This is a genomic window from Nocardiopsis sp. Huas11 (assembly GCF_003634495.1).
In the GTDB taxonomy this organism is placed as follows: Bacteria; Actinomycetota; Actinomycetes; order Streptosporangiales; family Streptosporangiaceae; genus Nocardiopsis.
The window spans coordinates 6,694,672-6,719,602 of the sequence record NZ_RBKY01000001.1; the positions used below are offsets into that span (position 1 = coordinate 6,694,672).

At 69.1% G+C, this 24,931-nt stretch carries 19 protein-coding genes; 9 read left to right on the plus strand and 10 right to left on the minus strand.

What is annotated here, in order from left to right:
* Nucleotides 1-19: 19 nt before the first annotated feature.
* Nucleotides 20-1,336: an ABC transporter substrate-binding protein gene (locus DFP74_RS30080; RefSeq protein WP_199725823.1), complete on the minus strand. Its 1,317-nt coding sequence runs from the start codon at nucleotides 1,334-1,336 to the stop codon at nucleotides 20-22.
* 402 nt (nucleotides 1,337-1,738) lie between these two features.
* Nucleotides 1,739-2,668 carry a nitroreductase/quinone reductase family protein gene (locus DFP74_RS30085; RefSeq protein WP_121186960.1) on the minus strand — a complete coding sequence of 310 codons (930 nt, stop codon included), beginning with the start codon at nucleotides 2,666-2,668 and terminating at the stop codon, nucleotides 1,739-1,741.
* A gap of 453 nt (nucleotides 2,669-3,121) precedes the next feature.
* Between DFP74_RS30085 and DFP74_RS30090 the strand changes: the two genes are divergently transcribed.
* Complete coding sequence (locus DFP74_RS30090) at nucleotides 3,122-4,297, plus strand: DUF418 domain-containing protein (protein ID WP_233571225.1); 1,176 nt, start codon at nucleotides 3,122-3,124, stop codon at nucleotides 4,295-4,297.
* Between the two features lie 155 nt (nucleotides 4,298-4,452).
* Here DFP74_RS30090 and DFP74_RS30095 read toward each other — a convergent pair whose 3' ends face one another.
* The 3 genes from DFP74_RS30095 to DFP74_RS34075 all read right to left on the minus strand — a co-directional run bounded on the left by DFP74_RS30095 (nucleotide 4,453) and on the right by DFP74_RS34075 (nucleotide 7,327).
* A complete protein-coding gene (locus DFP74_RS30095) occupies nucleotides 4,453-4,989 on the minus strand; it encodes a hypothetical protein (protein WP_121186964.1) in 537 nt (178 codons plus the stop codon).
* Between the two features lie 299 nt (nucleotides 4,990-5,288).
* Nucleotides 5,289-6,797 carry a sodium/glutamate symporter gene (locus DFP74_RS30100; RefSeq protein ID WP_121186966.1) on the minus strand — a complete coding sequence of 503 codons (1,509 nt, stop codon included), beginning with the start codon at nucleotides 6,795-6,797 and terminating at the stop codon, nucleotides 5,289-5,291.
* Between the two features lie 368 nt (nucleotides 6,798-7,165).
* Nucleotides 7,166-7,327, minus strand: coding sequence for a tetratricopeptide repeat protein (locus DFP74_RS34075; protein WP_199725992.1), 162 nt, complete (start codon nucleotides 7,325-7,327; stop codon nucleotides 7,166-7,168).
* A gap of 28 nt (nucleotides 7,328-7,355) precedes the next feature.
* Here DFP74_RS34075 and DFP74_RS30105 point away from each other — a divergent pair, with 28 nt between their 5' ends.
* The gene (locus DFP74_RS30105; protein ID WP_233571226.1) at nucleotides 7,356-8,237 is read left to right on the plus strand and encodes a transposase; all 882 of its coding nucleotides are present in this window, start codon (nucleotides 7,356-7,358) and stop codon (nucleotides 8,235-8,237) included.
* Between the two features lie 143 nt (nucleotides 8,238-8,380).
* Here DFP74_RS30105 and DFP74_RS30110 read toward each other — a convergent pair whose 3' ends face one another.
* Complete coding sequence (locus DFP74_RS30110) at nucleotides 8,381-10,966, minus strand: tetratricopeptide repeat protein (RefSeq protein WP_147453933.1); 2,586 nt, start codon at nucleotides 10,964-10,966, stop codon at nucleotides 8,381-8,383.
* 716 nt (nucleotides 10,967-11,682) lie between these two features.
* Between DFP74_RS30110 and DFP74_RS30115 the strand changes: the two genes are divergently transcribed.
* Both DFP74_RS30115 and DFP74_RS30120 read left to right on the plus strand, forming a co-directional pair.
* Complete coding sequence (locus DFP74_RS30115; protein WP_158613080.1) at nucleotides 11,683-12,801, plus strand: M48 family metalloprotease; 1,119 nt, start codon at nucleotides 11,683-11,685, stop codon at nucleotides 12,799-12,801.
* A 232-nt stretch (nucleotides 12,802-13,033) separates the two neighbouring features.
* Nucleotides 13,034-14,989: an ABC transporter ATP-binding protein gene (locus tag DFP74_RS30120; RefSeq protein ID WP_233571227.1), complete on the plus strand. Its 1,956-nt coding sequence runs from the start codon at nucleotides 13,034-13,036 to the stop codon at nucleotides 14,987-14,989.
* A gap of 444 nt (nucleotides 14,990-15,433) precedes the next feature.
* Here the strand turns inward: DFP74_RS30120 and DFP74_RS30125 are convergent, their stop codons facing one another.
* The gene (locus tag DFP74_RS30125) at nucleotides 15,434-15,775 is read right to left on the minus strand and encodes a helix-turn-helix transcriptional regulator (protein WP_199725824.1); all 342 of its coding nucleotides are present in this window, start codon (nucleotides 15,773-15,775) and stop codon (nucleotides 15,434-15,436) included.
* Between the two features lie 478 nt (nucleotides 15,776-16,253).
* Here DFP74_RS30125 and DFP74_RS30130 point away from each other — a divergent pair, with 478 nt between their 5' ends.
* The gene (locus tag DFP74_RS30130; RefSeq protein ID WP_199725825.1) at nucleotides 16,254-17,282 is read left to right on the plus strand and encodes an LLM class flavin-dependent oxidoreductase; all 1,029 of its coding nucleotides are present in this window, start codon (nucleotides 16,254-16,256) and stop codon (nucleotides 17,280-17,282) included.
* 964 nt (nucleotides 17,283-18,246) lie between these two features.
* Nucleotides 18,247-18,990 carry a DUF6882 domain-containing protein gene (locus DFP74_RS30135; RefSeq protein WP_121186976.1) on the plus strand — a complete coding sequence of 248 codons (744 nt, stop codon included), beginning with the start codon at nucleotides 18,247-18,249 and terminating at the stop codon, nucleotides 18,988-18,990.
* 271 nt (nucleotides 18,991-19,261) lie between these two features.
* Here the strand turns inward: DFP74_RS30135 and DFP74_RS30140 are convergent, their stop codons facing one another.
* Nucleotides 19,262-19,852: a hypothetical protein gene (locus DFP74_RS30140; RefSeq protein ID WP_121186978.1), complete on the minus strand. Its 591-nt coding sequence runs from the start codon at nucleotides 19,850-19,852 to the stop codon at nucleotides 19,262-19,264.
* 253 nt (nucleotides 19,853-20,105) lie between these two features.
* Complete coding sequence (locus tag DFP74_RS30145; RefSeq protein WP_233571228.1) at nucleotides 20,106-21,254, minus strand: TIGR04222 domain-containing membrane protein; 1,149 nt, start codon at nucleotides 21,252-21,254, stop codon at nucleotides 20,106-20,108.
* A gap of 511 nt (nucleotides 21,255-21,765) precedes the next feature.
* Between DFP74_RS30145 and DFP74_RS30150 the strand changes: the two genes are divergently transcribed.
* From DFP74_RS30150 to DFP74_RS30165, 3 genes are all read left to right on the plus strand, one after another.
* Nucleotides 21,766-21,975: a hypothetical protein gene (locus tag DFP74_RS30150; RefSeq protein WP_121186980.1), complete on the plus strand. Its 210-nt coding sequence runs from the start codon at nucleotides 21,766-21,768 to the stop codon at nucleotides 21,973-21,975.
* Nucleotides 21,976-22,058: 83 nt separating this feature from the next.
* Nucleotides 22,059-23,111, plus strand: coding sequence for an OmpA family protein (locus DFP74_RS34080; RefSeq protein ID WP_233571229.1), 1,053 nt, complete (start codon nucleotides 22,059-22,061; stop codon nucleotides 23,109-23,111).
* Between the two features lie 703 nt (nucleotides 23,112-23,814).
* Nucleotides 23,815-24,318, plus strand: coding sequence for a hypothetical protein (locus DFP74_RS30165; RefSeq protein WP_233571230.1), 504 nt, complete (start codon nucleotides 23,815-23,817; stop codon nucleotides 24,316-24,318).
* Nucleotides 24,319-24,498: 180 nt separating this feature from the next.
* Here DFP74_RS30165 and DFP74_RS30170 read toward each other — a convergent pair whose 3' ends face one another.
* Nucleotides 24,499-24,792 carry a hypothetical protein gene (locus DFP74_RS30170; RefSeq protein ID WP_370013450.1) on the minus strand — a complete coding sequence of 98 codons (294 nt, stop codon included), beginning with the start codon at nucleotides 24,790-24,792 and terminating at the stop codon, nucleotides 24,499-24,501.
* Nucleotides 24,793-24,931: the final 139 nt, after the last annotated feature.

Here is a 24,931-nt window from a genome sequence, read left to right on the forward strand (position 1 = left end):
CGGCCCCGCTCCGGCATCGTCAGTTCTCGTCGATGAGCTCGTCGAAGAGGCGCATGGCCTCATCCCACGCCTCGTCGGCCGTGGCCGTCTCGTCGTCGAGGAGCTGCAGCGCGGGCCGGAACACGTTCTCCTGGATGACGGAGTCGTCGGGTCCCTTGAACTGGGCGACGACGCCCTCCGCGCGCGAGGCGAGGATCGTTCCGGTCGGGGCGTCGTTGAGCATCTCGTTCGGCGTGGCCTGCTCGGCGACGTACTCTTGGGCCTCGATCGTGCTCGGGAAGTTCCCGACGGTCTCCGACACCGTGATCTGCTGGTCCGGGTGGGTCAGCCAAGCGGCGAGGGCGGCCGCCTCCTCCTGGTGCTCGGAGGTCTGCGGGACGGCGAGGAAGGCTCCTCCCCAGTTCGCGGCGCCACCGGGGAACACGTCGGCGAAGTCCCAACCGCTCTCCGGACCGCCACCGGCGGACTCGAGCTGCTCGCGCACCTTGCCGAGCATCCAGCCCGGGCAGACGAGTGTCGCGAAGGATCCGTCCACGAAGGCCTGGCCGTTGCCCCAGTCGTGGGCCTCCTGGTCGGCGGACAGCCCGTCACCGGTCGCGGCCGCCAGGAGCATGAAGTTCTCCCTGAGCGCGGCGTTGTCCTCCACGTTGAGCTCACCGTCAGCGGTGTAGTAGCCCTCCTCCATCTGGTTCACCATGGAGTTCCAGATGAAGCTCGACTGGTCGTACCAGGGCTTGCCCGTGGCCTCGTGGTACTCCCGGCCCGCGTCGAAGTACTGCTCCCAGGTGGCGCCGTCGCCCCCGAGCATCTCGGCGACCGCTTCGCGGTCGCTGTCCATCCCGGCCTCCTCCAGGAGCGCGCCGTTGTAGCACAGGCCCTGCGGGCCGATGTCGGTGCCGTACCCGATCACGCGGCCCTCTGCGTCCGTGCCCTGCTCGAACTTCCAGTCGACCCAGTTGTCGGCGATGTCGGCGGCGCCGTGGTCGTTGAGGTCGACGAAGCTGTCCGAGACGTCCATGATCGAGCCCAGCCAACCCTCCTCGATCGCGACCACGTCACTGAGCCCCGAGCCGGCCGCGAGCTTGGTGTAGACGTCGGTGCGCGCGTTGCCGCTGCTGTCGACGTTCGTCGCGTTGATGGTGATGTGCGGATTGGCTGCCTCGTACTCGGCGTACAGGTCGTCGTACCCGAAGGTTCCGAAGGTCGTCACGGTCAGCTCTAGGGGGTTGTCGGCGCTGGGCGGCGCGTCCGCGCCACCGCAGCCCGTGAGGACCAGAGCGGTGACGGTCAGCCCCGAGACCACCGCGACCGCGCTCTTGCGTCGAACGAGAAGCACGTGCACTCCTATGTGGGGGGTATGTGATGAACACTTCATGAGAGATGGCTTACTCGACTGTTTGTGGAGGTTATAGAGGGTTTTGTGGGCTGTCAAGAGAGCGCTCTCTCAGATCCTGGCGACGCGATCCGCCCCGTCTGCACCGTTGCCGGGTCCGGGAGGATCTCCACCGGGCACGAAGCGCTGTCATGCCGAGGAGGGTGAGGTCTTCTCAGCGAACCGGCGGTCCGCCATGGGCGAGCACGGGCCGGTACGGGCCGACCCTGACCCCGAACAGACGTGAAGCCCCTGGTAGGACAGGTCTCACCACGAGATCATGTCCGTTGCCACAGGGGCTTCACGTTGGTCACTCCCGACCCCGGAGGGTGCTGGGCCGAAGGGCCGGGCTTCCCGGCCGCGACGCTAGGCCGAAGGGCCGGGCGGGAACGGGATGGCCGACAGCGTCGGGAACAGCTCGGCCTCCTCGTAGTCGAGGTGGGCGATCAGCTCCGTGGACATCCGGTCCACCTCCGTGCGGAACCGCTCCGGGTCGGCGGTGGCCAGGTCGGCGATGAGCGCCTCCAGTTCACCGCGCAGACGGTCGACCGTGCGGTGCTCCTCCCGCAACCGGTCCAGGGTCCGGGCCAGCTCCGGGTCGCCCTCCTCCAGCCGCGGGAACATCAGTTCCTCGCTGTCGTGGTGGAAGTGCAGCGACTCGCAAAAGGCCAGGCAGTGCTGGCGCAGCTGCAGGCTGAGGCCCGGCGCCGGCGGGCCCTCGCCCCGCGGGCTCCGGGCCCGCTCGGCGAGATAGGCCTCCGCCTCCGCCCTCACGTGCGCCAACTGCCCGCGCAGCCAGGCGTGGATCTCGACGAGCTTCTCGGCGAAGTCGGTGGCGACCTGGGCGGCCTCCTCGTAGCGCTGTTCCAGGGCCACGACCGGCAGGACCCGGTCGGTCCCCTTCTGGTAGTCGCCGTATCCCGGGACCTGGCGCACGATCTCGTCGAACAGGCGGTCCCGGTCCGCGCCCTCGGTGGGAACGGCGACGGCGCCGAACGTCTCGGCGCCCAGCTCCACGGTGACCATGGGGTGGGCGAGGATGTTGCGGTACCAGTCCGGGTGCCGATCGGCCCCGCCCGCCGAGCCGACGACCAGCAGTCGGTCCTCGACGCGGACGTATCCCAGCGGGGTGGTGTGCTCCGCGCCGGACCGGGCGCCGACGGTGGTGAGCAGCAGCAGGTCGCCGCCCTCGAACATGCCGCCGACGCGGCCGCCATTGGCGCGGAACTCCGCCACGACGGGGACGTTGAAGTCGCTGACGTGCGGTTCGGTCGGGGCGTGCGGGTTCTCGGTCAATGTTCTCCTTCAGGTGTGATCGCTCATGGTGGAGGGCGCGACCGCCCCGAAGGCACCCGCGACGGCTCGGCGCACAGGGGTGCGGAGCGCGGGTGAGGCGTGGAGGAAGTCCGGGCACGCGAAGGCCCGCAGGGTCCGTGGATTCGGGGAGGCCGCGAAGGGTCGGCGCGTCAGGGCGTGGTCACGGTGCACGGGTGCACGGTCACGCCCGCGGCTCAGATGCGGTGCGCGGTGTGTGTACTCACAGTGCGGCTCCCCGGGTGTTCATGGTGCCTCCATACCCACCGACCGGCCCACTGCTCTTGGTCGGAGGCACGCGACACCCGCACAACCTACATGACCGCCGATGGTAGAGCCAGCCCTAACGGCAACAGACCCGCCAGGGCCATGGGCCGGGCGCTCCGATCTCCGTAGCTTCGTTGACACACGGATCGAGAGGACCGGTGAGTCACCGTGACCCACGACGTCGGGAGCCCCAGAGCGGCTCCCTCCCCCACCCGATCACTCGCCCCGGACCTCGCACGCGGGTTCATGCTGTTGTTCATCGCGCTGGCCAACGCGCAGTTCTTCCTGGTCGGCCCCGACCTGGTGCGGACGGTGGCCGACCAGGCCGTGGCGCTCGTCCAGTCCACTCTGGTCAACGCGCGCGCGATCTCCCTGTTCGCCCTCGTCTTCGGCTACGGCATGGTGCGGATCCTGGAACGGGTCCGAGCCCAGGGCGGCAGCTGGGTGCACGCCCGTGTGCTCCTGCGCCGCCGCGGCTGGTCGATGGTGGCGATCGGCTTCGTGCACGCCGCCCTGTTCCTGCCGGTGGACATCGTCGGCACCTACGGGCTGGCCGTGCTGCTGTTCGTCGGGCTGCTGCGCGCCAGGGACACGACCCTGCTGTGGACCGCCGGGGCGTTCGCCGCCTTCTCGGCCGTACTGAGCACGACCCTGGTCGTCCTTTTGAACTCGGGCGGCGAAGACGGATCGATCAGCGCGCCGTCGTTGTCGCAGGAGGTGTTCGGGCTCGCGGTCGTCGAGCGCGTCCAGGAGTGGTTGCTCTACACCCCCATCACGCTGCTCCTGGTCGCCCTGCCGATGATCCTGCTCGGAGTGTGGGCGGGACGGCGACGCGTCCTGGAGGAACCGGGACGGCACCGGAGGCTGCTGGTGCGCACGGCGGTGATCGGGCTGGGGATCGCGGTCGCCGTCGGCCTGCCGGACGCTCTGGCGGTCGCGCAGCCGGCGCCGGCGGTCTCCCCTCTCACGGGGTCCCTGCTGGGGGTCGCGCACGACCTCAGTGGCTGGGCCGGCGGCCTGGGATGGGCGGCCGTGCTCGCCCTGGTGGCGTGGCGTCTGGAGGACCGGCGGGGCCCGCTCGTGCGCGCTGTGGCGGCGGTCGGAGAGCGGTCGCTGACCTGCTACCTGGCCCAGTCGGTGGTGTTCACGCTCGTGTTCGCGCCCTACGCCGGCGGGCTCGGTGCGACGCTCGGTCTCACGGGCGCCGCGGTGGTGGCGGTCGCGACCTGGGCGAGCACCGTGGTCCTGGCGGAGGTCCTGCGCCGCACCGGTCACCGGGGCCCGGCCGAGGTGCTGCTGCGGCGCCTCACCTACGCGCGGACGCGGCACGCTCCCGTGCCGTGACCGTGACCGGGCACCGGCTCCAGCGCCGCTGCCTGCCGCGCGGGCCTTCGACCCCGGCGCCGAGTCCCGTGGCGGGGCCGGGGCCGGGGCCGCGGAGCCGGGGCCGCGGAGCCGGGCCCGGGGCCGCGGAGCCGGTGGGCCGATCGGCGCGGCGATCAGCGGCAGGGCGCGTAGGACGTGAGGAAGTTCCCCTGGCCGGAGACCTGCATCTCGCCGCGCAGCCGGCTGTTCTTCGTGCCCGAGAAGTACGCCGAGGTGTAGCCGCCGCTGCTGACGCTGCGCGTGGAGGACGGGGTCGAGGCCCAGCCGCCGTCCCCGTACACACGGAACCGCACGGAGATCGTCGATCCGCTCCTCTTGTTGTAGGAGACCGTGGCCGTCCTGCAGCCCGAGGTGACGATCTTCAGGGTCCCGCTGCTGAGGTAGCCCATCCCGGTGCCCAGGGTCGAGACGTCGGAGTCTCCGGCCTCCTCGGCGGTCTCCTCCAGGTACTCCTCGACGTCCTCGTACTCGCCTTCGGCGCCGAGTTCGACGATCTCGTGGTCGTTGGTCACGAGGATCTCGACCTCCTCCACCGCCTCCCCGGGCGGCTCCGCCGCGTTCGCCGCGGGGACCACCGCCAGGGCGGGTAGGAGCAGGGCCGCCGTCGCCGTCACGGTCACACGGCGGGCGAGGGTCTTGATGAGGCTCATCGTCACTTCTCTCAGTCAGGGGGAACCGCGAGTCGGGCGATCGGGGGGAAGAGCGGGTCGACCGGCCCCGCTGCACGGATACCGGCCGCAATCCACCCAGAACACCACGACCGTACGGCATCCGGGGCGATCCCCCACCGGCCCCGGAGGCCCCGGTGGTTCGCCCGCACCCCGCCGACCACGGCCGTCGCACCGCACAACGAAGGCCCCGCCCCCGCTCGTGTACGCGGGAACGGGGCCTGACCAGGGCCGTCGCCCTGGACGTGGACTCGTGCGGTCTCCGGCGTGGCCGGAACCGGTCAGGACGCCTCGGAGGAGGCGCCCGACGTGGCGGAGGCGCCGTCGGCGGTCTCGCCCGCCGCGGCCGCCGCCCGCCGGTGGCGGCGCCGGAGCACGAACAGCCCCATGAACAGGCTGACCGCCATGACCACCGCCATGAACGCCAGGAAGCCCAACGCGCCCACCTGCGGACTGACGATCAGCGGAATCGCGGCCGCGGTGATGAGGCCGCCGCCGAAGAACGGCTCGAAGATGAGCTGCTTGTACCCGAACGCCGGGTAGGCCGGGGTCTTCAGCTCCGGGTCCACCACGCGCATCAGCACCAGACCGGTGGCGGTGACGCCCAGGGACTGCCCGAACTCACCGATACCGCGCTCGAACCAGAAGCTGGGCATCATGCGCGGCGCCAGGAACAGGAACGCGAACACGCACCACAGCACACCGGCCACGGTCAGCAGCGCGAACGCGGCGAAGTTGTCCGCGATGGCCTGCAGCGACAGCGTCGCCATAGCGGCGATGATCAGCACGTCCAGGGAGAACCCCTGCACCCGCTCGACCGTCTTCTGGTCGACGATGCCGTTCTTGTCGAACCTGTCGATGAACAGCTGCAGCACGATGCCGCCGATCATCGCCATCGGGAACAGCGGCACGTAGGCCATGACCTCGATCCGGTCGGCCCACAGGGCCTGCTCCAGCGCCTGGAGACCCATCAGGAGCAGCTGGCCGATCAGTACCGCGACCGAGACCAGACCGAAGTGCAGCGTCAGCGGGTCCATGGACGAGGGGTGGATCGTCATGATCGCGCCGGAGGAGCGCTTCTCCCGCTCGACCAGGCCGGCCTGCTCGTTGACGGTGCCCTTGGAGCCGGCGTCGATGACGCTGGACTTGCCGCGGCGGGCGCCCCAGTTGATCAGCACGATGCCGACGATGATCCCGGACAACAGGCCCACCGTGGCCATGCCCAGCGCCAGGTCCTGGCCCTCGGCCCAGCCGACCTGGTCGAAGGTGTCGCCCAGTCCGGCCGCGGTGCCGTGCCCGCCGAGGAAGCCGATCTCGATCAGCGCGCCGGAGATCACCGGCACGTTGAACACCGGCACGAGCACGAGCAGGGCCAGGAGGAGGCCGATGACGTACTGGCCGCTGGCCACGCTGATGCCGAAGGCCAGGTTGGGTCCGGCCAGGTCGACGGCCTCACGCAGCTTCGGCATCCGCTTGCCGAGGAACAGTCCGGCGAAGACCACCGAGATCAGCAGCCCGGGCAGGGAGGACCACACCGTCATCACGTCGACGCCGAACAGGCCGCCCTCGGCGGCGCGTTCGGCGAATCCCTCGGCGATGCCCCGGTCGGCCAGCAGTCCCATCAGGCGCCCGAAGACGTCGGGGCCCAGGAGCAGGGCGATGGCGCCGCCGATGATGGAAGCCGGCAGGTACAGCCGCTGAGTGAGCTTCCACTTGACCCGGACGAGCTTCGAGATCAGCAGCAGCACGCCCAACAGCAGGAGCGCGAGGCCGACGGTGGCAGGGGTCATCTCTACCTCTCTAGGAGAGAACGCGGGCACCTGGAAGCGGCGGGTCGGCGCACAGGGCCGGACCGCTTCCAGGGGGAGACAGGGAGGTAGCTCGTCGGACGTCGATGTGACGCTCCGCGACCGCCTCGGGCATCCTATACACCGAGCGCACGTGGTCAATTCGACCTAAAGTCCACGCCGATCGTGGTGCGCCGCGCACACGTCCGAGAGGCGCGCCACAACCCCGGCCACACACGGTCCGACCAGCGAACCCCGGGCGGATCTGTGGCACTTCTCACCGGCCCGCCGGGCGCGCCGGGTTAGATCGGGTGCGGGCGGATACAGGCGGATTCAGGCGGGTGCGGATTCAGGCGGGTGCGGACCGGCCGTCACGGACCGGCGTCGCCGTCCATCTCCCGCAGCACGTCCTCGGCCGTGTCGACCGCCTCGGGCTCTCCCGTCCCGACGGCCTTCTCCAGCCACGCACGGGCCTCCTCGACCCGCCCCTGGTCCCGTTCGAGCCGCCCCAGATCGACCATCGAACGGGGCACGACGGTCTCCTCCCCGGGTCGGTGGCGGGTGGCCTTCCAGGTCGAGGTGAAGCACGGCACCGCTGCCCCGGCGCGTCCGGAGGCGGTGGCGGGGGTGGTCCTGGGGGTGAAGACCCTGGCTGTGGTCGCCGATGACACAGGCCGAACCCGCCACGTCCCCAACTCCCGCCATCTCAACACACACCTGAAGCGGTTGCGCCGTGCATCCCGGACAGTGTCACGTCGTCAGGGGCCGGACCGTCGCACCGGGCGGGTGCCGTCGAGGAGGTGGTACAAAGCCAACGTGGAGCGCAACCGGGTCCACCACCGGGTGGCGAACCTGCGCGAGAACGCGCTGCACAAGCTCACCACGTCTCTGGCCCGCGAGTACGGGACGATCGTGGTCGAAGACCTGAACGTGGCCGGGATGCTCAAGAACCGGCGCCTGGCCCGGTCCATCGCCGACGCCTCCTTCGGCCAGATCCGCCGCCGACTCGGCTACAAGACCACCTGGATGAGCGGGCGCCTGGTCGTCGCCGGCCGGTGGTTCGCCTCTTCGAAAACCTGCTCGCGGTGCAAGGCAGTGAAAGCCAAACTGCCCCTGTCCGCGCGCGTCTTCCGCTGCGACGAGTGCGGCCTGGTGCTGGACCGGGACGTCAACGCCGCACGCAACCTGGCCGCCCTGGCGGCCGCCTGCAGGACCGGTACCGGAGTGGCCGGAGACCGGGACACGCCAGTGTCGAAGCCTCGTGGAGCAGACCGTAGACCCGCACCACCCGCCATGGCCGCAAGGCCACGGCGGAGTGGGCCGGTGGCGCAAAACCCGCCCCGCGCGGGAAGGAAACGAGAGACCGTCGTCAGGACCCCCAACTCACGTTGTGGTGACCGACACGGACCATCCCGACCGAAAGGTCGGGATGCTGGTATCTGACTACAGAATCAGCAACGGCACGCGATGCCGTTCGCTCGGGAGCGGTCGAACGGTCGGACGCCACGTGCCAGGACCCGGTGCCGCCACGGAGGGGCCGAACGGGTCGGAGAGGGCTGGGCGGACGGATCTGAACGCTCGGCGTGTCAGTGGTCGAAGGGGTGTCCCAGGTCGTGGAGCGCCTGGTCCGCCCGCGCGGCGGCGTCGGCGTGGCCGGATCCGGCCGCCCGCCGCCACCACGACCGGGCGGCCTCGGTGTCGCCCCGGCGGTCTTCCAGTTCCCCGAGGTCGAGCATCGCTCGGGGCGCCCACTGCGTGTGCCCGGACTCGGCCGCTCTGGTGAACCACTGCCGCGCCTCGTCGGTCTCGTCCTGGTCCTGCTCCAGGTGTGCGAGCAGGTACAGGGCGTGCGGCGCCGCGTCGGCGTGCCCGGTCCGCACCACGTGCCCGAACCAGGTGCGCGCGTTCTCGAACCACCCCTGGCGGTGGTCGAGTCGTCCGAGTTCCAACAGGGAGCGGGGGGCGAGGTCGGCGTCCTTGGTCTTGACGGCGCGGATGTACCACCCGCGCGCCTCGTGGATCTCCCCCTGGTCCTCTTCGAAGGCGCCGAGTGCGTTCATCGCCCGGGGCGCGGCGTGGGGGTCGCCTGACTCGGCGGCCCGGGTGAGCAGGTCACGGGCCGTGTCCGCCTCGCCCCGCGCGGCGGCGCTCTCACCCAGGTCGAGCAGGGCCTGTGGGTCGGTCGGGAAGCCCGGGGCATCGTGGACGGCCGTCTCCTCCGGAGCAGTGGCGCCCACGGGTTCCCCCGAGGCCCCGGCGCCCACGGGCTCCGCGACGGGTTCGGGCGTCGCAGCGGGAGAGCCTTCGGGTCCCACGAGCTGCTCGGCTGGCTGCTCCGCCACGGCCGCGGAGTCCCCGGTCTCCACGGGACGGCCGACGGACTCGACCGTCGCGGGCGCAGACCCGTCAGGTTCCACCGGCCGCTCGGCGACGACGTCCACCCGGTCCAGCGCTTCGAGGCGGGCCCGCGCCCGTGGCGCGGCGGTGGGGTCGCCCGACCGCACGGCCCGGCCCCACCACGCCCGCGCTCCCTCGATGTCCCCTCGATCGCGATCCAGGGTGCCGAGGTCGACCATCGCCTTCGCGGCCACGTCGACGACCCCGGAAGCGCTCGCGTGCGTGTACCAAGCCCGCGCGGCGTCCCGGTCCCCCGTGCGGTGCTCCAGGACCGCGAGGTTGTACATCGCCGCGGCGGCGGCGTCCGAGGCGCCCGTGTCCGCTCCCCCCGCACCGGCCGCCGGGCCGGACCCGGGCGCGTCCGGCCCGCTCCCGCCGTCTCTGCCCTCCCCCGCCTCCACCCCGGCCGCACGGATCCACCATCGGCGGGCGCTGTCGGTGTCCCCCTGGCGCCAGTCCAGCTCACCGAGGCTGACCATCGCCTCCGGAGCCCACTCGGGGTGCCCGGATTCGATCGCCAGCGCCCACCAGCGCCGGGCGGCCTCGGCGTCGTCGCGGGCGTCCTCCAGCCCGCCGAGCACGAAGTAGGCCAGCGGCACGGTGTCGGCGGCCCCTCCCCCCTGGTCGGCGACGCGGGTGAACCAGTGCCGCGCGGCGTCCAGATCGCCCGAGTCCATGAGCACCTGGCCGAGGTAGAGCAGCACCACCGGATCCATCCGGGTGTCCGTGTGGCTCAGCAGCCGTTGGGCCGCCGTCAGTGCCTTCGCCTCGATCGCCGCGTAGCCGATGTCGCGGCGCGCCTCCCCCTCGAACCGGGTGTCGCCGTGCTCCCACATCGGGTCGGCGACGGGCCAGGCGCAGTCCTGCCCGGACTCGTCGGCGATGGCGGCGAGCAGGGGATGCGGGCTGTAGTAGGTGCCGCTCTGGTCCGAACGCTCCTCCACCAGGGCGGGGCGCTCACGGGTGGGACGCGAGGCCCACTTCAGGGCCGCCTCGCACCCGATCGCCGACACGCCCGCGCTCTGCGGCGCACCGGTGAGTTCCTCACGGTAGGCGCGGTACAGCCGTTCGAGGTCGTCCCAGACCAGGCGACTCGGAGGGTCCACACGCCGCCAGTCGGTGACCGCGCGCAGCAGCGCGGTGCGATTGGTGCTGGTGCCGGGGAGCAGGTCCGCGTGGAAGGGGGCCAGGTCCACCAGGAGCCGTCCCAGCAGCAGGGTTCCGTCGTCGGCGTCCAGCCGTGCCTGCAACCCCGGATCGGCGTAGGCGGTACCCGCTCGCAGCCGTCGCCGTTCCGCTTCGGTCATCGGGCCCAGCTCGATCGGGGCGCCGTGGGCGCGCATGGCCGCTTCGGCCTCCGCGGGCACCCGCAGGCCGCGGACGAGTGCGCTGTCGGCGACGGCCAGGATTCGCAGGCCGTCCGGCAGGCGGGCGGCGTCGGTGCGGGCCAGCTCGGCGTAGCGGCGCGCGGAGAGCCGGTCGATCCACAGCACCGTTCCGGGTGCGGTGACGCCCGAGGCACCGGAGAGCGCCCCCGCCTCGGCGACCATGGCGGCCAGTTCGACGTCGGGGTCATCGAGGAAGGCCACCACGGGGTGGTCGCCCAGAACCTCGTGCGCCCCGTGGGCCAACGCCCGGGTGGAGCCGGCCAGTCGCGGACCGGAGACCAGCACGACGCGTCGACCGTCGTCGCGCAGGGCTTCGGCGATCGGCCCGTCCACCTCCCGCCGCACGTGCGGGGAGTGTCCTCCGGCGCCGAACCTGGACCTGTGCACTCCCAGGTCCTGCGGTGTGACCTCGACGAACCGTCGCGGGCGTCCCTGATCACCGCGCAGCGACAGCCACCGCCGAGGCCGCGTCAGGCGCGAACGGTCGGTGCGCGCGGCACGCGGGACTCCGTGGAACGGACGGTTTGCTCCGGGGGATGACACCTGAACCCTCTCAGTCGTGACCTGTCCGTCCCACTATGACGGCGTTGCGTGGTTCCCAGTTCCCCAGGAGCCCTGGTGCCTACGAGCTGTTCCGATGTCTCACCACAGGTGACCGGGGCCCGTGTCCCAGGAGGCGCACCCGTATCCCGGGAGGCGAACGCGTGTTCCGGGAATCGGACCCATGTCCCGCGTCCCGGCGGGCCCGTGCCCCAAGTCCCGGAAAGCGGGCCGACGTCTCAGCGTGGCCGACCGAACATTTCCCGCTCCCGGCGCCCACCGCCCATTCTCTGCCGCGCAGGCGCGCCGACCGGCCAGGACGCGGCCGGGGCTCTCACTGTAAGAGTGCCGACAGAAAGCCTTGGGCGAAAGGGACCTGGCCGCTTCCGGCCGTTCCCGCCCGCGCCCACCAGCAGCGCCCGAACCAGATGGCCGTGACCTGCGCCCCTGTGGCGCGGGCGGCCCCGATACACCACACGGGCCGCACCGGTGGTCCTCGCCGGGACGGCGGACGGGGAACCGCCCTGTGGCCGAGGAACCTGTGGCCCCGTAATCTGGCGCCCATGTTCGCGCGGCTCCGCTCCTCCTGGCCCGTCCTCGGCGCCTTCCTCCTCGTCCTCGGAGTGTCGGGCACCTACAGCCTCCTCCTGTGCGCGCTGCTGTGGTGGGTGGGACTCCCATGGTGGATCGGGCTGATCCCGTTCGGGTTCTCCCTCGTCGGCGCCGAGGCCCTCCACGTCCTCAGGGACAACGAGCCGCCGACCAAGGACACCTTCGTCATCGCGCGGGACGACGACTCCCGCGTGCATGCCGTACTGGACCGCCTGTGTGCGCTGACCGGCCTGGACCGCCCGGTCCTGCGCCTGTACGGAGCCGAGGGACCCAACGCCGTGGCCCACGTGCCCGACCGGGGACCCGCGACCGTCTACGTCACCGCCGACCTGTTGGAACAGCTCGACAACCAACAGTTGGAAGCCGTGCTGGCGCACGAGTTGGCCCATCTGTCCCACCGCGACCAACGCGTCATCTCCTTCGCTGAAGGGATGAGCCGGTGGATGCTCAACCTGCCGATCTCGGCCGTGAACCTGATGTACCGGGTCAACGAGGCCCTGTGGGTGCTCTCCCTCCGCGCGGGAACCGACTGGGATCCGCTCTTCGACGCCGTGGAGGAGGTGGCGGAGAAGCGGGAGCGGATCCGCCGGGCCGAACCGCTCCCCCTCCTGCTGCGACCCCTGGCACTCGTCGTGGTGCTCCTGGGCCGGGGGCTGATCATCATCGCGGCACTCGCGGTACTCCCCGCCACCCTGGCCGGGGTGCTCCTGTTCATCCTCACGGCCCTGCCCAGCAACATCGTCGTCCTGCGGCTCGTGCGACGCCGGGAACTGGCGGCGGACCGTGCCGCCGCCGAGCTGACCGGCGCCCCCACGGTTCTGGCGTCGGTGCTGACGTCGATGACCGCGGCGATCCCCGTGTCCCAGCCCAAGGGCCTGAGCAGCTTGGCGGCCATGGACGCGTTGTCGATCCTGCCGCACACCCACCCGCAGCCGAGGGAGACGGGAGCCGAGGACGGATTCTGGCGGAAGTCGATCGCCCTGTGCCGTCGGGCCTTCTCCACCCACCCGCCGGTGGCGGCCCGGGTCGACGCCCTGCGCGATCTCGCCTCCCGCAGATTGACCGGCTGACCGGCGCGCCCCTGACCGGCTGACCGGCTGACCGGGCGACCTGGCGAAGGGCGACCAGGAAGCCGAGCAGCCAGATGAGCGAACGGTCGAGCGCCTCAGGGGAGGGACGACCGCGAAGGGCAACCGGTCAACACCCTGCGGCGTTCACCCCGGCGGAACCCCCGTGCCTCCGGCAAACGTTGAGCAAAGGCATCAACTCCACGTTTCCGGCATCGACCCGAGGGTGCGTTCCTTGAGTACTGACGAAGTGACGGCTCCGCAGGCGAAGGCACCCCCCAGGGCTCCCCTGCGCCGGCTGTGGGACTACGCGCGTCCGCACTGGCGGGTGCTCGTGGTCGGAACCGTGTTCACCTTCCTCGGTGGTGCGACGAGCCTGGCCCAACCGCTCGTGGCCAGGTACGTCATCGACGCCCTCGGCGCGGGCGACCCGATTGTGCGACCGGTCCTGGCCCTGACCGCCGTCATCATCGGCGGCGCGATCATCGGCGCCTTCGGGGCCTTCCTCCTCGAACGCACCGGCCAGGGCATCGTGTTCGACGTCCGCCGCAACCTGGTGGGCTCCCTCATCCGCCTGCGCGTGAGCGAGGTCGACCGGCTCAAGCCAGGCGATCTCGTCGCCCGCCTGACCGCCGACACCACGCTGCTGCGCTCGGTCGCCACCAGCGGCCTGACCGACATCGTCAGCAGCGCCATCCTGATCGTCGGCGGAGTCGCGATCATGATCTTCCTCGACTGGCGGCTGTTCCTGGTGACCGCCGCGATGATCGTGGTGGTCGGCCTGCTCATGGGCGTGGTCCTGCCCCGCATCGACGCCGCGAGCCAGGCCGCCCAGGCTGCGCTGGGTGAGATGGGGTCCCATCTGGAGCGGGTGTTCGGCGCCTTCCGCACCGTCAAGGCCTCCTCCGCCGAGGACGCCGAGATCACCCGGCTGGACGAGGCGTCCCAGGAGTCGTGGCGCCGAGGGGTCGCGGTCGCCGGATGGACGGCGGTGTCGGGAACCGCGACCGGGCTGGCGGTCAACATCGCCTTCCTGACCATCCTGGCCATCGGCGGCGCCCGCGTGGCGACCGGAGCGATGGAGGTGTCGAGTCTCATCGCGTTCCTCCTGCTGCTCTTCTACCTCATGCGGCCCATCGCCAGCCTGACGTCCTCGGCCACCCAACTCCAGACCGGTCTGGCCGCCATCCGCCGCATCGACGAGGTCGCCGAGCTCGAACAGGAGGACGCCCACTCCGGCCGGGTGCCGACGACGGACGGCGCGGCCTCCGAAGCGGAGGGGGCGTCCGGTGCGGACCGAGTCTCCGCGGCGCCTGGCAAGCCAGGGGGACCTGGTCGCCCGAGCGAGGCTGAGGACCCTCAGGAGCCGGGCAAGCCGGGTGAACTTGGCGAGTCGGACCCGTCCCGCCACCTGCGGTCGGCACCCGCCCCGGCCACCGCGGACCGGCCGGCGACGGTCGTGTTCGAGGACGTCGCCTTCCGCTACCGACCGGAACTGCCTCCCGTGCACCACGGCGTCTCGTTCGCCGCCGAGGGCGCCGGACTCACCGCTCTGGTCGGCCCGTCCGGCGCGGGCAAGACCACCGTCTTCTCCCTCATCGAGCGGTTCTACGACGCCACGTCCGGCCAGGTCCTGCTGGACGGCATCGACGTGCGATCGTGGCCGCTCGCAGCCCTGCGTGCCCAGATCGGGTACGTCGAGCAGGACGCGCCCGTCCTCGACGGCACTCTGCGGGACAACCTGCTGATGGCCTCGCCCGGGGCGGGTGAGAACGCCCTGGCCGACGTGGTGGACCGGGCGCGCCTGAGCGACCTGGTCGGGCGTCTGCCCGACGGTCTGGACAGCGCCATCGGCCATCGCGGCGTGACCCTGTCCGGCGGCGAGCGCCAGCGGGTGGCCATCGCCCGCGCCCTGCTGCGCGACCCCCGGCTGCTGCTGATGGACGAGGCCACCTCGCAGTTGGACGCGGCCAACGAGGGCGCTCTCAAGGCGGTCATGCTGGAAGCCGCCCAACGCACCAACGTCATCGTGGTCGCCCACCGGTTGTCCACGGTCACCAGCGCCGACAGGATCGTGGTGATGGACGCGGGCCGGGTGCGCGCCGTGGGCACGCACGCCGAACTCGTCGCCGACGACGACCTGTACCGCGACCTGGCCGCCGGCCAACTCCTCACCTCCAGGACCGATTGAGCACCGACCGAGGGCAGCCATCCGCTCCGCCACACCGAACGCGGTCGCGGAGCGGATAGCTGCCGGTCAACGCCCGTGCCGGTCGCGCTTGGGAGCAGTCGACGCCCGGCCCAGACCCGTCCGAGCCGGCCGCCGCGCGGCCGAGGCCCGGTGGACGCCGCGTTCATGCGGTCGCCGTTCCGCCGAGGACCGGCCGCGTGCGCGCTCCCGTGCGCAGCCCTCACACGCAATGTCACGCGAACGGTCCGGCGTTACTGGCCGTCGCCCCGATCACCACCTACGCTGGCACGCACAGCGCCTGGTCACGGCTACCGTCCGGCCGTGACCAGGCGCTGACCTCGAATAACGCATCCAAGGCACTCCTGCGCACGGCCACGTGCGACTCGCCCGAACCTCGGCGAGCGAGCCCGGCCTCCGCGCGCTCACACGAAAGCCCGGGCTCCCCTAGACCTCGCGGGCGCCTTCGGACATCTGCCCGTCCCGACAGGACAGGACGGACTCCAACAGCCCGGGGAACCGGCTCTCCAGCTCGTCGTCGCGCAGCGAGATGAAGCAGCGCGTCCCCTCGCTCCGGTTCTGGACGAGCCCGGCGTTGCGCAGGATCTTCAGGTGGTGGCTGAGTGTCGACTGCGCGATCGGCAGGTCGATGTCCTTCCACGCCCGCTCACCCTCCATCGCGGCGAGCATGCGCACGATCCGCAGGCGGGTCGGTTCGGCCAGGGCGGACAGCACCGTGACCAGTTCCACGTCACAGAGGGCGGGGTGCGCGTGCTCCCTGGGAGCCAAGGCGGTCCTCCTCATGTCCTGACGAACTCGTGCGATGAGCCAGGTCGGCCCGGTCAGCGAAATCCGCCGGACCGCGAGGTGGCCACAGCCGTCGGCCAGCACCGACCACCCGCCACGACCCGACGTGCGTGCCATGGGCCTATGACCGAGGTGCCATAGGACCGCGACCCTGCACAGCGAGCCCGCGACCGGCCCGGGTCCGGCCGACCTACCGCCGACGCCGACACCCGTGCCGGTGCGCCGAGAGATTTGGTTCGTGCTCAGGGGTGAGTGTACCGTCGTAGTTCGATGTTCGTCGATCATCGAACAGTACGGAGGGTCGGAGCGGGCCTTCGCCACCCCGCTCCGACCCTCCGCCCACACCACCGGATCCCGCCACCCACGGAGCGGGGGCTGGGCTCTGGCCCCGGACCGCCGATCCGGGGCCGTCCGGCGCCGGAACCGCTCCACGCATCCACGCAGGGGAATGAAGGCCACCATGTCCAACGTGTCCAAGGTCGCGCTGTCCGTGCTCGACCACGCCACCATCGTCGAGGGCTCCACCGCAGGCGACGCCCTCCGCTCTGCCCGGGAGCTCGCCCAGAACCTGGAGCGCTGGGGCTACAAGCGCTTCTGGCTCTCCGAGCACCACAACATGCGGGCCATCGCGAGCGCGGCCACGTCGGTCTCCCTCGGATTCATCGCCGAGGGCACGTCCACCATCCGGGTCGGCGCGGGCGGCGTCATGCTGCCCAACCACGCCCCCCTCGTCATCGCCGAGCAGTTCGGCACCCTGGAGTCGCTCTACCCGGGCCGTGTCGACCTCGGTCTGGGCCGGGCTCCCGGCACCGACCCGCGCACGATGATGGCGCTGCGCCGCGACCACAGCGCCGCCTCCACGTTCCCGGCCGACGTCCAGGAGCTCCAGGCCTTCTTCGAGCCGGCCGAGCCCGGACAGCCCGTCCGCGCCGTGCCCGGCGAGGGCCTGCGGGTGCCGCTGTGGATCCTGGGGTCCAGCCTCTTCGGCGCCCAGCTCGCCGCGCAGCTCGGACTGCCCTACGCGTTCGCCTCGCACTTCGCGCCCGACGCCCTCTACGAGGCGCTCAAGGCCTACCGCGCCGGGTTCCGCCCCTCCGAGCAGCAGGACAAGCCCTACGTCATGGCGGGCGTCAACGTCTTCGTCGCCGACACCGACGCCGAGGCCCGGCGGCTGTTCACCTCGATGCAGCAGGCGTTCCTCGGAACCGTCCGCGGGGCGCGCGGCCTGCTGCAGCCGCCCGTCGACAGCCTCGACACGATGTGGCGCCCGGGAGAGAAGGAACGACTCGACGCCATGCTTCGTTACTCGTTCGTGGGGTCGCCGGAGACGGTGCGCCCGAAGCTCGAACAGTTCATCACCGACACCGGAGTCGACGAACTCATGGTGTCCTCGATGATCTACGACCAGAAGGCCCGGCTGAACTCCTACGAGGCGCTGGCCGGACTGTTCGGGCTGACGGAGTCCGCGCCGGAGTCGGCGACCGACTGATCCCACATCGATCCCGGGCCGGGAGCTGGTCAAGGGTGGTGGCGCTCCGCGGGCAGGCGAGGCGCCATCTTCTCAGCCCGGATCAGTCGGGTGGGACCGCGCGCGCGGTCCCGCCCGACCTGCTTTTCCTCTAGGCCGGCGCACGCGTTGCCCCGGAACGGGCACGTGCGGCGTTCGGGCCCCAATGGTCGAGTACGGTCGCGGTCGGCCGGCGAACCCCGCCTGCTGCCACCCGCCGGGGTCCACGGACGCCCGGCCACGGACTCCCGACCAAGCCGGTGCCCCGCCCCGGTGTCCCCAAGCCCTGCGACGGATACGCGCCTTCACCCCGGCACGGGCAGGTCTCCCCCGGACCCCCGGGGAGAAGGCCGAACGGGCCCGCGCGGCCGCCGTCGAAGCCGAGGGCAGGACCCGGACCCCCGAAGCCGAAGCCCAGGTCCGGGCCCGGGCCGACGAAGCCCCGCGAGGGTCGCTGAGCGGCCTCCACCCACGAAGCGCGGCCTGATCGCCGCCCCATTCTCTCGACCGACGTGTGGGGCCTTACCGCATCGCCAGCGACGGCGACGGCGACGGCGAATTGAACGAGTGAACCCACCCCATGCCACTGTTCCGGTTCAGCCCGACTGTGCCGCGGCTGTCGTTCGGCTACAGTCGCGCTGACGTGCGGTCTACCAAGGGGGAAGAGTGCGTCTCCTTGTGTGTGGAGGCCACCCGTGGATCAATCTTCTGCGAGGACGATGGCATGGCCCCGGCTGGGGACGAGCCCGAGCGGTACACAGCGCTCGTAGAGCTGGACACATCGATCGCGGAGAGAACGGATGGTCACGGGCACCGGCTGCGACGAGATCACGCGCAGCTCCTGCCCAGGCACGGAACCGAACAGCGATCACCCACTCGCTAGGCGATTCAGGCTTCGCAGCCCTGTCCCCCGACAGGTGTCGGCCCCTGGGAATAGCATCCGCGCATGACCGACACCACGCTGGCCGACCTGTTCGATGACGCGGCCCTCCTCAGCCTGGAACACCGACTCCACTTCGGCGAGGTCGTTGGTGAGTCCGACTGGCACGTCGACCTCGCCGTGCCCCGGTTCGAGTTCACCGGACGGCAACCGCTGACCTGCGAGCGCGTTCACCTGCTGGGCTCAGCAGCCCCAGGGCCGCAGTCGTGGATGTGGGCCTGGGCCACACCTGGCGCCTTTCCCGACGACGCCGTCCGCGTCGCCGGCAACATCCGTGACCACGGCAAGCGACTCGGCATTCGAGAACTGGCCGAGCCAGAAGTGCCCTTCAACGTGCTGCAGCAGGCGCAGGGGAACCCCGCCATGATCGCGCTCTTGCTCACCGAGGCGGCCAAGGCCCTCAGCGGACACTGGATGTCCTTCATCGGCCACGTGGGCCAGGGCACCCACGTGGCCCTCCTCATCAAGCACCCCTCGTTCGAACTGGGCAGGCCCACTCCGGAGCGGACCCTACGCGTGATCCAACAGGGCGTGGTCGAGCCATCGGTATCGAATCCCCGGCGCGCTGTCACCAGTTACGCCCGGTGGCGAGGTCTGGACCAGAAAGCGGCTGGCGAAGGCGAGGGACTCCTGCTCACAGGCGCGGGCTTTGACCTCACAGTCACCTTCGACGGCCAGGACCAGGTGTCAGCGATCAACCTGGCCAGCGACGCTGTTAGCCCGGCTTCCCAGCCCTGCCCCGATAGCTGAGCAGACACCCGACGCCTCCGGTCGGCGCCCGACACTCAAGGCGCCGGCACCTGTACCCGCCGGACGACCCGTGCGCTTGCCGAGTCTCTGAAGCCTTGGCGGTGCTGGTCTACCCCTTGGTGTACCGGCAGATGCGGTGGGTGACGTGGGCCATCCCTGAGGTGCACCGGCCGGGCGCACCGCTGGGGGAACGTGAGGTGGTGGACACCGACCTCCGGCCGGGATGTCCGGCCGTACACCACTCCTCCCCATCGCACCGATGCGCGCTTGCTCAGTTGAAGAACCCGGCGACGCCCCGCCCGGCTGCGGCCGCGGTGTAGCACCAGTCCATGCAGGACTCGACGGCTCTTCTGACAGAAGGGTCGAGGGCGGCCTTGCGCTCGTCTGTGACGACTTCCCACTGTTCGAGGGCCTTCTGGCACTCGGTGGTACTCCACTCGCCGTAACACGGCAGGAAGTCGGGTGCTGGAATCGGTGAGGGCACGCGACCGAGGTTGAACTCGCCAACGCTGATTGCGGTCACGCCCAGCCCGTTCAGGCCCTCGTCGACCGTCTCCAGCCACCCGGCCCGCATCGGGGAGAAGTCGTTGTTGAACAGAGCACGGCCGTGGAACTCGCAGATCCATTTGTAGGCGTAGCCGTACATGGTGCCGTGCCGGCTGTCGAAGGGACCTCCATCGATGACCGCGCGGATCGCATCGCGGATGGAGGGGCCATCGGTGTGGTCGAACTGGGAGTCGAAGTTGGCGAGGTGCTGCTTGAACCGGCCGCCGATCATCCGGCGCACTTTGTCGTCCTTCGATCCGACCGAGTTGTGCAGGGTGTCGAGGTCGACCACATAGGCCATCAGTGCGTAACTCATGGCGGAGACGCTATCGGCGGCTGACGACATCGGAATACGGTTCCGGACCGGGGGTCTGGCCGGGCACTACGACGAAGGACCTCACCAACCTGACATGGGGCGACAGGAGATCGAGATCCGACTGTCGGCTCCGACGCACGGGCCCGCCTGCGCGACCGCTGGGAGGCGAGTCAGCAGAGCGCCTGGGGACGGTGAGGCCAAGGTGCCGGCGGTCGGAGTTCCAGAGGACCGCCACCGGCAAGGCTCCTACACGTCACTCGCCGCCGCCTCCCCCGCCGCCACCGCTGTCCCCGCCACCGCTGGAGCCACTACTTCCACCGCTACTGTCTCCGCCGCTGGTGCTGTCTCCACTGCTGGTGCTGCCGCTGTCGCCGCCGAAGAAACCGCCGCCCCAGCCATCACTCCCGGAACTCGACCCGCTTCCGCTGGTCTCGCCCTGGCAGACTTCGGCGAATCCGCAGAGGGAGTCCAGACGAATACCGTCCTCGATCGAAGGCACGATGATCGCCGCGTCTCCCGTTCCTCCGGAGGAACTCGACGCGGACGACGTGTGCTTCGGAGCCGGTCTGGGATGGTTCGCGTCAAAGACCGTCTCACGCAGAGCACGGAACCCGGTCACCGCCGAGTAGCGCACCGCCGCATCGCGATCCAGTTCCGTCGTGGACTGGGCGAGGACCTTGTAGCGGTCCTTGGCCGCTTCGACGACCGCCCGGCCCGCAGGGGTCGTCGCCAGGAGAATGGCGCCGCCGGTCGCGTCGAGGACGGCCTTGACCACCGAGAGCGCCGCCGAGGCGAAGAAGCCTCCCACCAGGAGGCCGAGGGCGATGGAACCCGGTTCGAACAGGTAGAAGCCACCCGCGACGACTCCCACGAGAAGGCTCAGGGCCCGCATCCACTTGATCCGGGGCGGCACCTTCTCCCGCGAGGCGAGGAGGTTGCTCAGTCCGGGTGAGTCCACCCGCAGGCGCGAAGCCTTGAGCCCGTCGGCGATGGCGATCATGCCACCGCTGGTCATCGCGCGGCGGACCATCTCGCGCGCGGTCAACCCCACACGGTCCTGGAAGGACCGGATGACGACCCGCCGAATGAGCAACTTCTCGTGCGAGTAAGGCATGGACGGACCGACCAGGGTGAAGAAGCCCCGGACCCCCTGCTGACGGATCCGCCCCGAGAGGTAGAGGTCCATGACGATGGTCTCGCCCACGCGAACCGGGCCGCCGGCGAGATAGGCGAGTTCCTCGGGCTTGAGATCGTCGGGGTCGGGAGTATCCACGGTGGGTGTGCGTTCGATGGCGGTGTTCAGGACCAGACGGCTGCGCATCACGGTCTGAAGCGGGATCGCACCGACCACCAGTCCCGCGACCACCGCGATCACCAGGGACACAAGCGTGCTGCTGTCCAAACCTCGCCACCTTTCCGTGCACCCGCCCCAGAGCCGACCATCGAGGTCAGCCTTCCCTCCGGGACATCGACCAATTCAAGCACTGTCTTGTCCCGCGACAGAATGCGGGTGACCTGGCATTACCCGACCACCCATAGCGCCCGATAGACGCTTCTGCCATCATGGTCACCTGTCGAACACCGAACGTCACCCCCGGATGGCCTGCTCATGTGCGCCTACGCACACCAAGCCCCACCTGAACCTGGACCCCCACTTCACCTGTGGATAACGTGTGCTCGCCCCCGACGAGGGGCATCATTGGAGCACGTGGCCACATCCGGTCAACCCCGAAGTCAACACAGGTGTTCGTGCCCGATAGTGGGAATCCGTGGTGCGAGCGATCGGCTCACAGTCTCCTGCTGTCCCCATGACCTCGGTTCAGTGCCCGCACGGTCCGGATGCCACCGCGACCCGTCTGCCCAGTCCACGACGCAGTGGCACCAGGAACACCTGCCCCCAAGGAGTTGACCCCGTGAAGAGCCTGACCCACCTGTGGACGACCCTCAGCACATACATGACCCCCCAGTCAAAGAAGAACGACACCGGCGCCGGAATGATCGAGTACGCCGCAATCGTCATCCTCGTTGCAGCCATCGCAGTCGCCATCTACCAACTCGGCCTCGTCGAGAACATCAGCGGCGGAATCCGAAGCTCCGTGGACGACGTCCTAGAAGGCCCCTGATCTACTTCTACGACTTCAAATGAATCAATATTTCCGCGCTCGATCAATACAAAATTACGAGCCGCCAGGGGAATGAGAATACCGTGAGAATAAAGCAGCACACTCCCCAGGCGATAAAACGTGGCCGAATAATTTCCGCCAGCATTGCAGCTTCCGTCATACCACTTTTTGCGTCAAGCTGCGTCGTCGCCCCAGACGAATCTCCTCAGACAGACACCGGCGAAGAATCTCCCAGCAACACCGAACCAAGCCCTCCTTCTCCAAGCGCACCAGAAGATCCCGGGGAAATAGCCACAGCCATTACAACCTCAACTGAAGTTGGCCACGAACTTCAAATCGACATCACAGCGCTAGAAAGGATCCAAGACGATATTCTAAGACTCAGTCTAAAAATCACCAACAACTCGAACGAGAGATTTCGCCTTTCTGATGGCCTTTCTGAAGCTGGAGAATACTATACAGCAGGCGGCATTACTCTCATCGATGCCCAAAGCCAGCAACGGTACCTCAGTTACGATCTGACCGATGGCACCTGCCTCTGCGGAGAGCTTGACGGGGCCATAGACGCAGGCGGGTCCCAAGATATTTGGGTTGCGTTCCCAGCCCCACCGAGCGACCTTGACTCCATGACGATCACCACGCCCCTTACACCTCCGATCATGGATGTGCCAATAAGCACTTCCAACGATCACCTTAACGCATCCAACCTTGCCGAGCCTCAGATTTTAGATCTCACCATGATTTCCGATGACCTCGAGGACAACACTGGGCGCACGGAAAGCGACGGAGAAGTTAGTATCATACTTTCTTCAGATGTACTTTTCGAAACAAACAGTGCCGAGCTCAGTCCTGACTCGCAAGAGATTCTCGAGCAAGTGGCGAGCGAAATCGACGATGCATCCGGGACGACGATCAGCGTGGACGGACATGCCGACAACACTGGAAACGAATCCATCAATGTCCCCCTTTCCCTTGATCGAGCGGAAGCGGTCGAATCCACGCTTTCAGAACTAACCACCCGCACTGGCATTACATTTGATGTAAATGGGCACGGCTCCAGCGACCCAATCGCAAACAATGACACCGAGGAAGGCAAAGAGAGAAACCGCAGAGTAAGCATCACTTTCGAAAAGTAAGGGGATACATAAATGCAACAAATCCTCCGAGCCTCGAGCATGATTGCTGCCGCTGCCCTAATTTCCCTTGCAGCCTCAACGAGCACCGGTGCGGCCGCCCGCGCACCTCAGACCGAGAACTTGGATCTACTCGGAAGCTCTACGGGAAATGAGACTCACACTTCGGGACTCAACGCGGAGGTGCATGAAGCAGCGCGAAACGAGTCCGGAAACTTGCTTTCAATCACGTGGAGCATCGAGAACACAAACAATGAAAGAACTTCGATAACCTGGATCACTGATCACTCTTATGAGTACGATGGCCCTTATTTCTCAGGAGTAATCGCCCTTAGTCAAGATGGGAACGAAAGATACCACCCGATCATGGATGAGAGCCAGGCTTGCCTCTGCTCCGGAGACATAAATAGCGATTTTAGAATCCGACTCGAACCCGACGAACAGATCGCATATTGGTCCATGTACTCTGTCCCGAGCGACCTGGACTCTGTGACGATTGAGATTCCTGGGTTCGATCCCATCGAGGATATTCCGATTTCCTGATCCGGAGGCGGCCTTGCCCACCCCTCACCGCTCTGAACCAGCGGACATCCGACGGCCCTCCCCCACCGGGCCGCCCGGACGCTCTGGCGAGCGCAGCGGTCCCCCTCGCGTAGCCGGTTGGCTGCGGCCGGCGCGAAGACTGGATTCCGACCAGGGTGCCTCCATGGTCGAACTGGCCGTCGTGACGATTCTGGCGGCGGCCATCATGCTTGCTGTATACGAACTGGAACTCAGCCAGACGTTCAACAACGGGGTCCGAGAGATGGTGTGTCTGGTCCAGGGGCCCGACTGTGGCGACGACACCTGGGTCGAGGCCGATCGGCCGGACGAACCCGAAGAGTACGAGTGGGGTGGCGGAAACTCCAACCGTGCTGACAACGAGGCCACGGCCCTGGACATGGCCACGGACCGAGGCTGGAAGGACGAACAATGGACGTGTCTGCAGAACCTGTGGACCAACACGTCCAACTGGGACCACACGCTCGTCGATCCCAACAGCGGGGCAACCGGCATCCCCGGCTTCAATACGGCTCTCCACGGTGAGATGCCCGAAGGCTTCGTCGGCGATTCACGCGCCCAGATCTCCTGGGGCCTGAACTACATCGAGGAGAACTACACCCTGCCCTGTGTGGCCTGGGAATCCTGGGAGAACACCAAGACGTACTGACTCTCCTTGACCTGCTGCGGTGAGTAGAGGTCATCGAGCGCACCACGCGCACCCCCTGGTTCGCCGCAAGTAAGGATGTCCCATCGCTCCGGCCGACGCGTCCACCCTCCCAACCATCCGCCCCACTGTGGCCTGTGGCCTCCCCTGTCTGAGAAGGAAGGCCACAGAAGGCGCGTGGTGTCAGGTCAGGGTGAGCACGCGAGGCACCTCGCTCGAATGCGCCCAGGGATCGGCGCCCGGGAACTGCCGCTCAGTTGCCCTCTCGGTGTGCGGCCAGAGGAGAATCAGGAGAGCGTCGATATCACCGGCCTCCTGCAGTCCAGACGGGCTCACCACCCAGAAGGATTGCGTCGCCTCGCCGTAGTAGACGATCAGGTGCCGGTAGCGGGCCTGGATCGCGGCGGCCTGTGCGTGCTCGCGGGCGAATTCGGAACGGTGCCCTCCCAGTCGCGGGAGACGCTGCGCCCGGCGCACTCGGCACGACGAGTGGTCGCATACGGGGCAGACCGGGCCGACCAAAGACCCTGGCATGGGACGAGCATCGTCGCTGGGACGTGGGGACGGGATACGATGCGTCATTGATCCTGCTTTCTTGGCTATGCGGTTTTGGATT

Coding starts and splice junctions, on each gene's coding strand:
- DFP74_RS30095 (WP_121186964.1), bottom strand. CDS start 4,989: ATGAGCCTCATCAAGACCCTCGCCCGCCGTGTGACCGTGACGGCGACG.
- DFP74_RS30100 (WP_121186966.1), bottom strand. CDS start 6,797: ATGACCCCTGCCACCGTCGGCCTCGCGCTCCTGCTGTTGGGCGTGCTG.
- DFP74_RS30115 (WP_158613080.1), top strand. CDS start 11,683: ATGTTCGCGCGGCTCCGCTCCTCCTGGCCCGTCCTCGGCGCCTTCCTC.
- DFP74_RS30130 (WP_199725825.1), top strand. CDS start 16,254: ATGTCCAACGTGTCCAAGGTCGCGCTGTCCGTGCTCGACCACGCCACC.
- DFP74_RS30135 (WP_121186976.1), top strand. CDS start 18,247: ATGACCGACACCACGCTGGCCGACCTGTTCGATGACGCGGCCCTCCTC.
- DFP74_RS30140 (WP_121186978.1), bottom strand. CDS start 19,852: ATGAGTTACGCACTGATGGCCTATGTGGTCGACCTCGACACCCTGCAC.
- DFP74_RS30165 (WP_233571230.1), top strand. CDS start 23,815: ATGGTCGAACTGGCCGTCGTGACGATTCTGGCGGCGGCCATCATGCTT.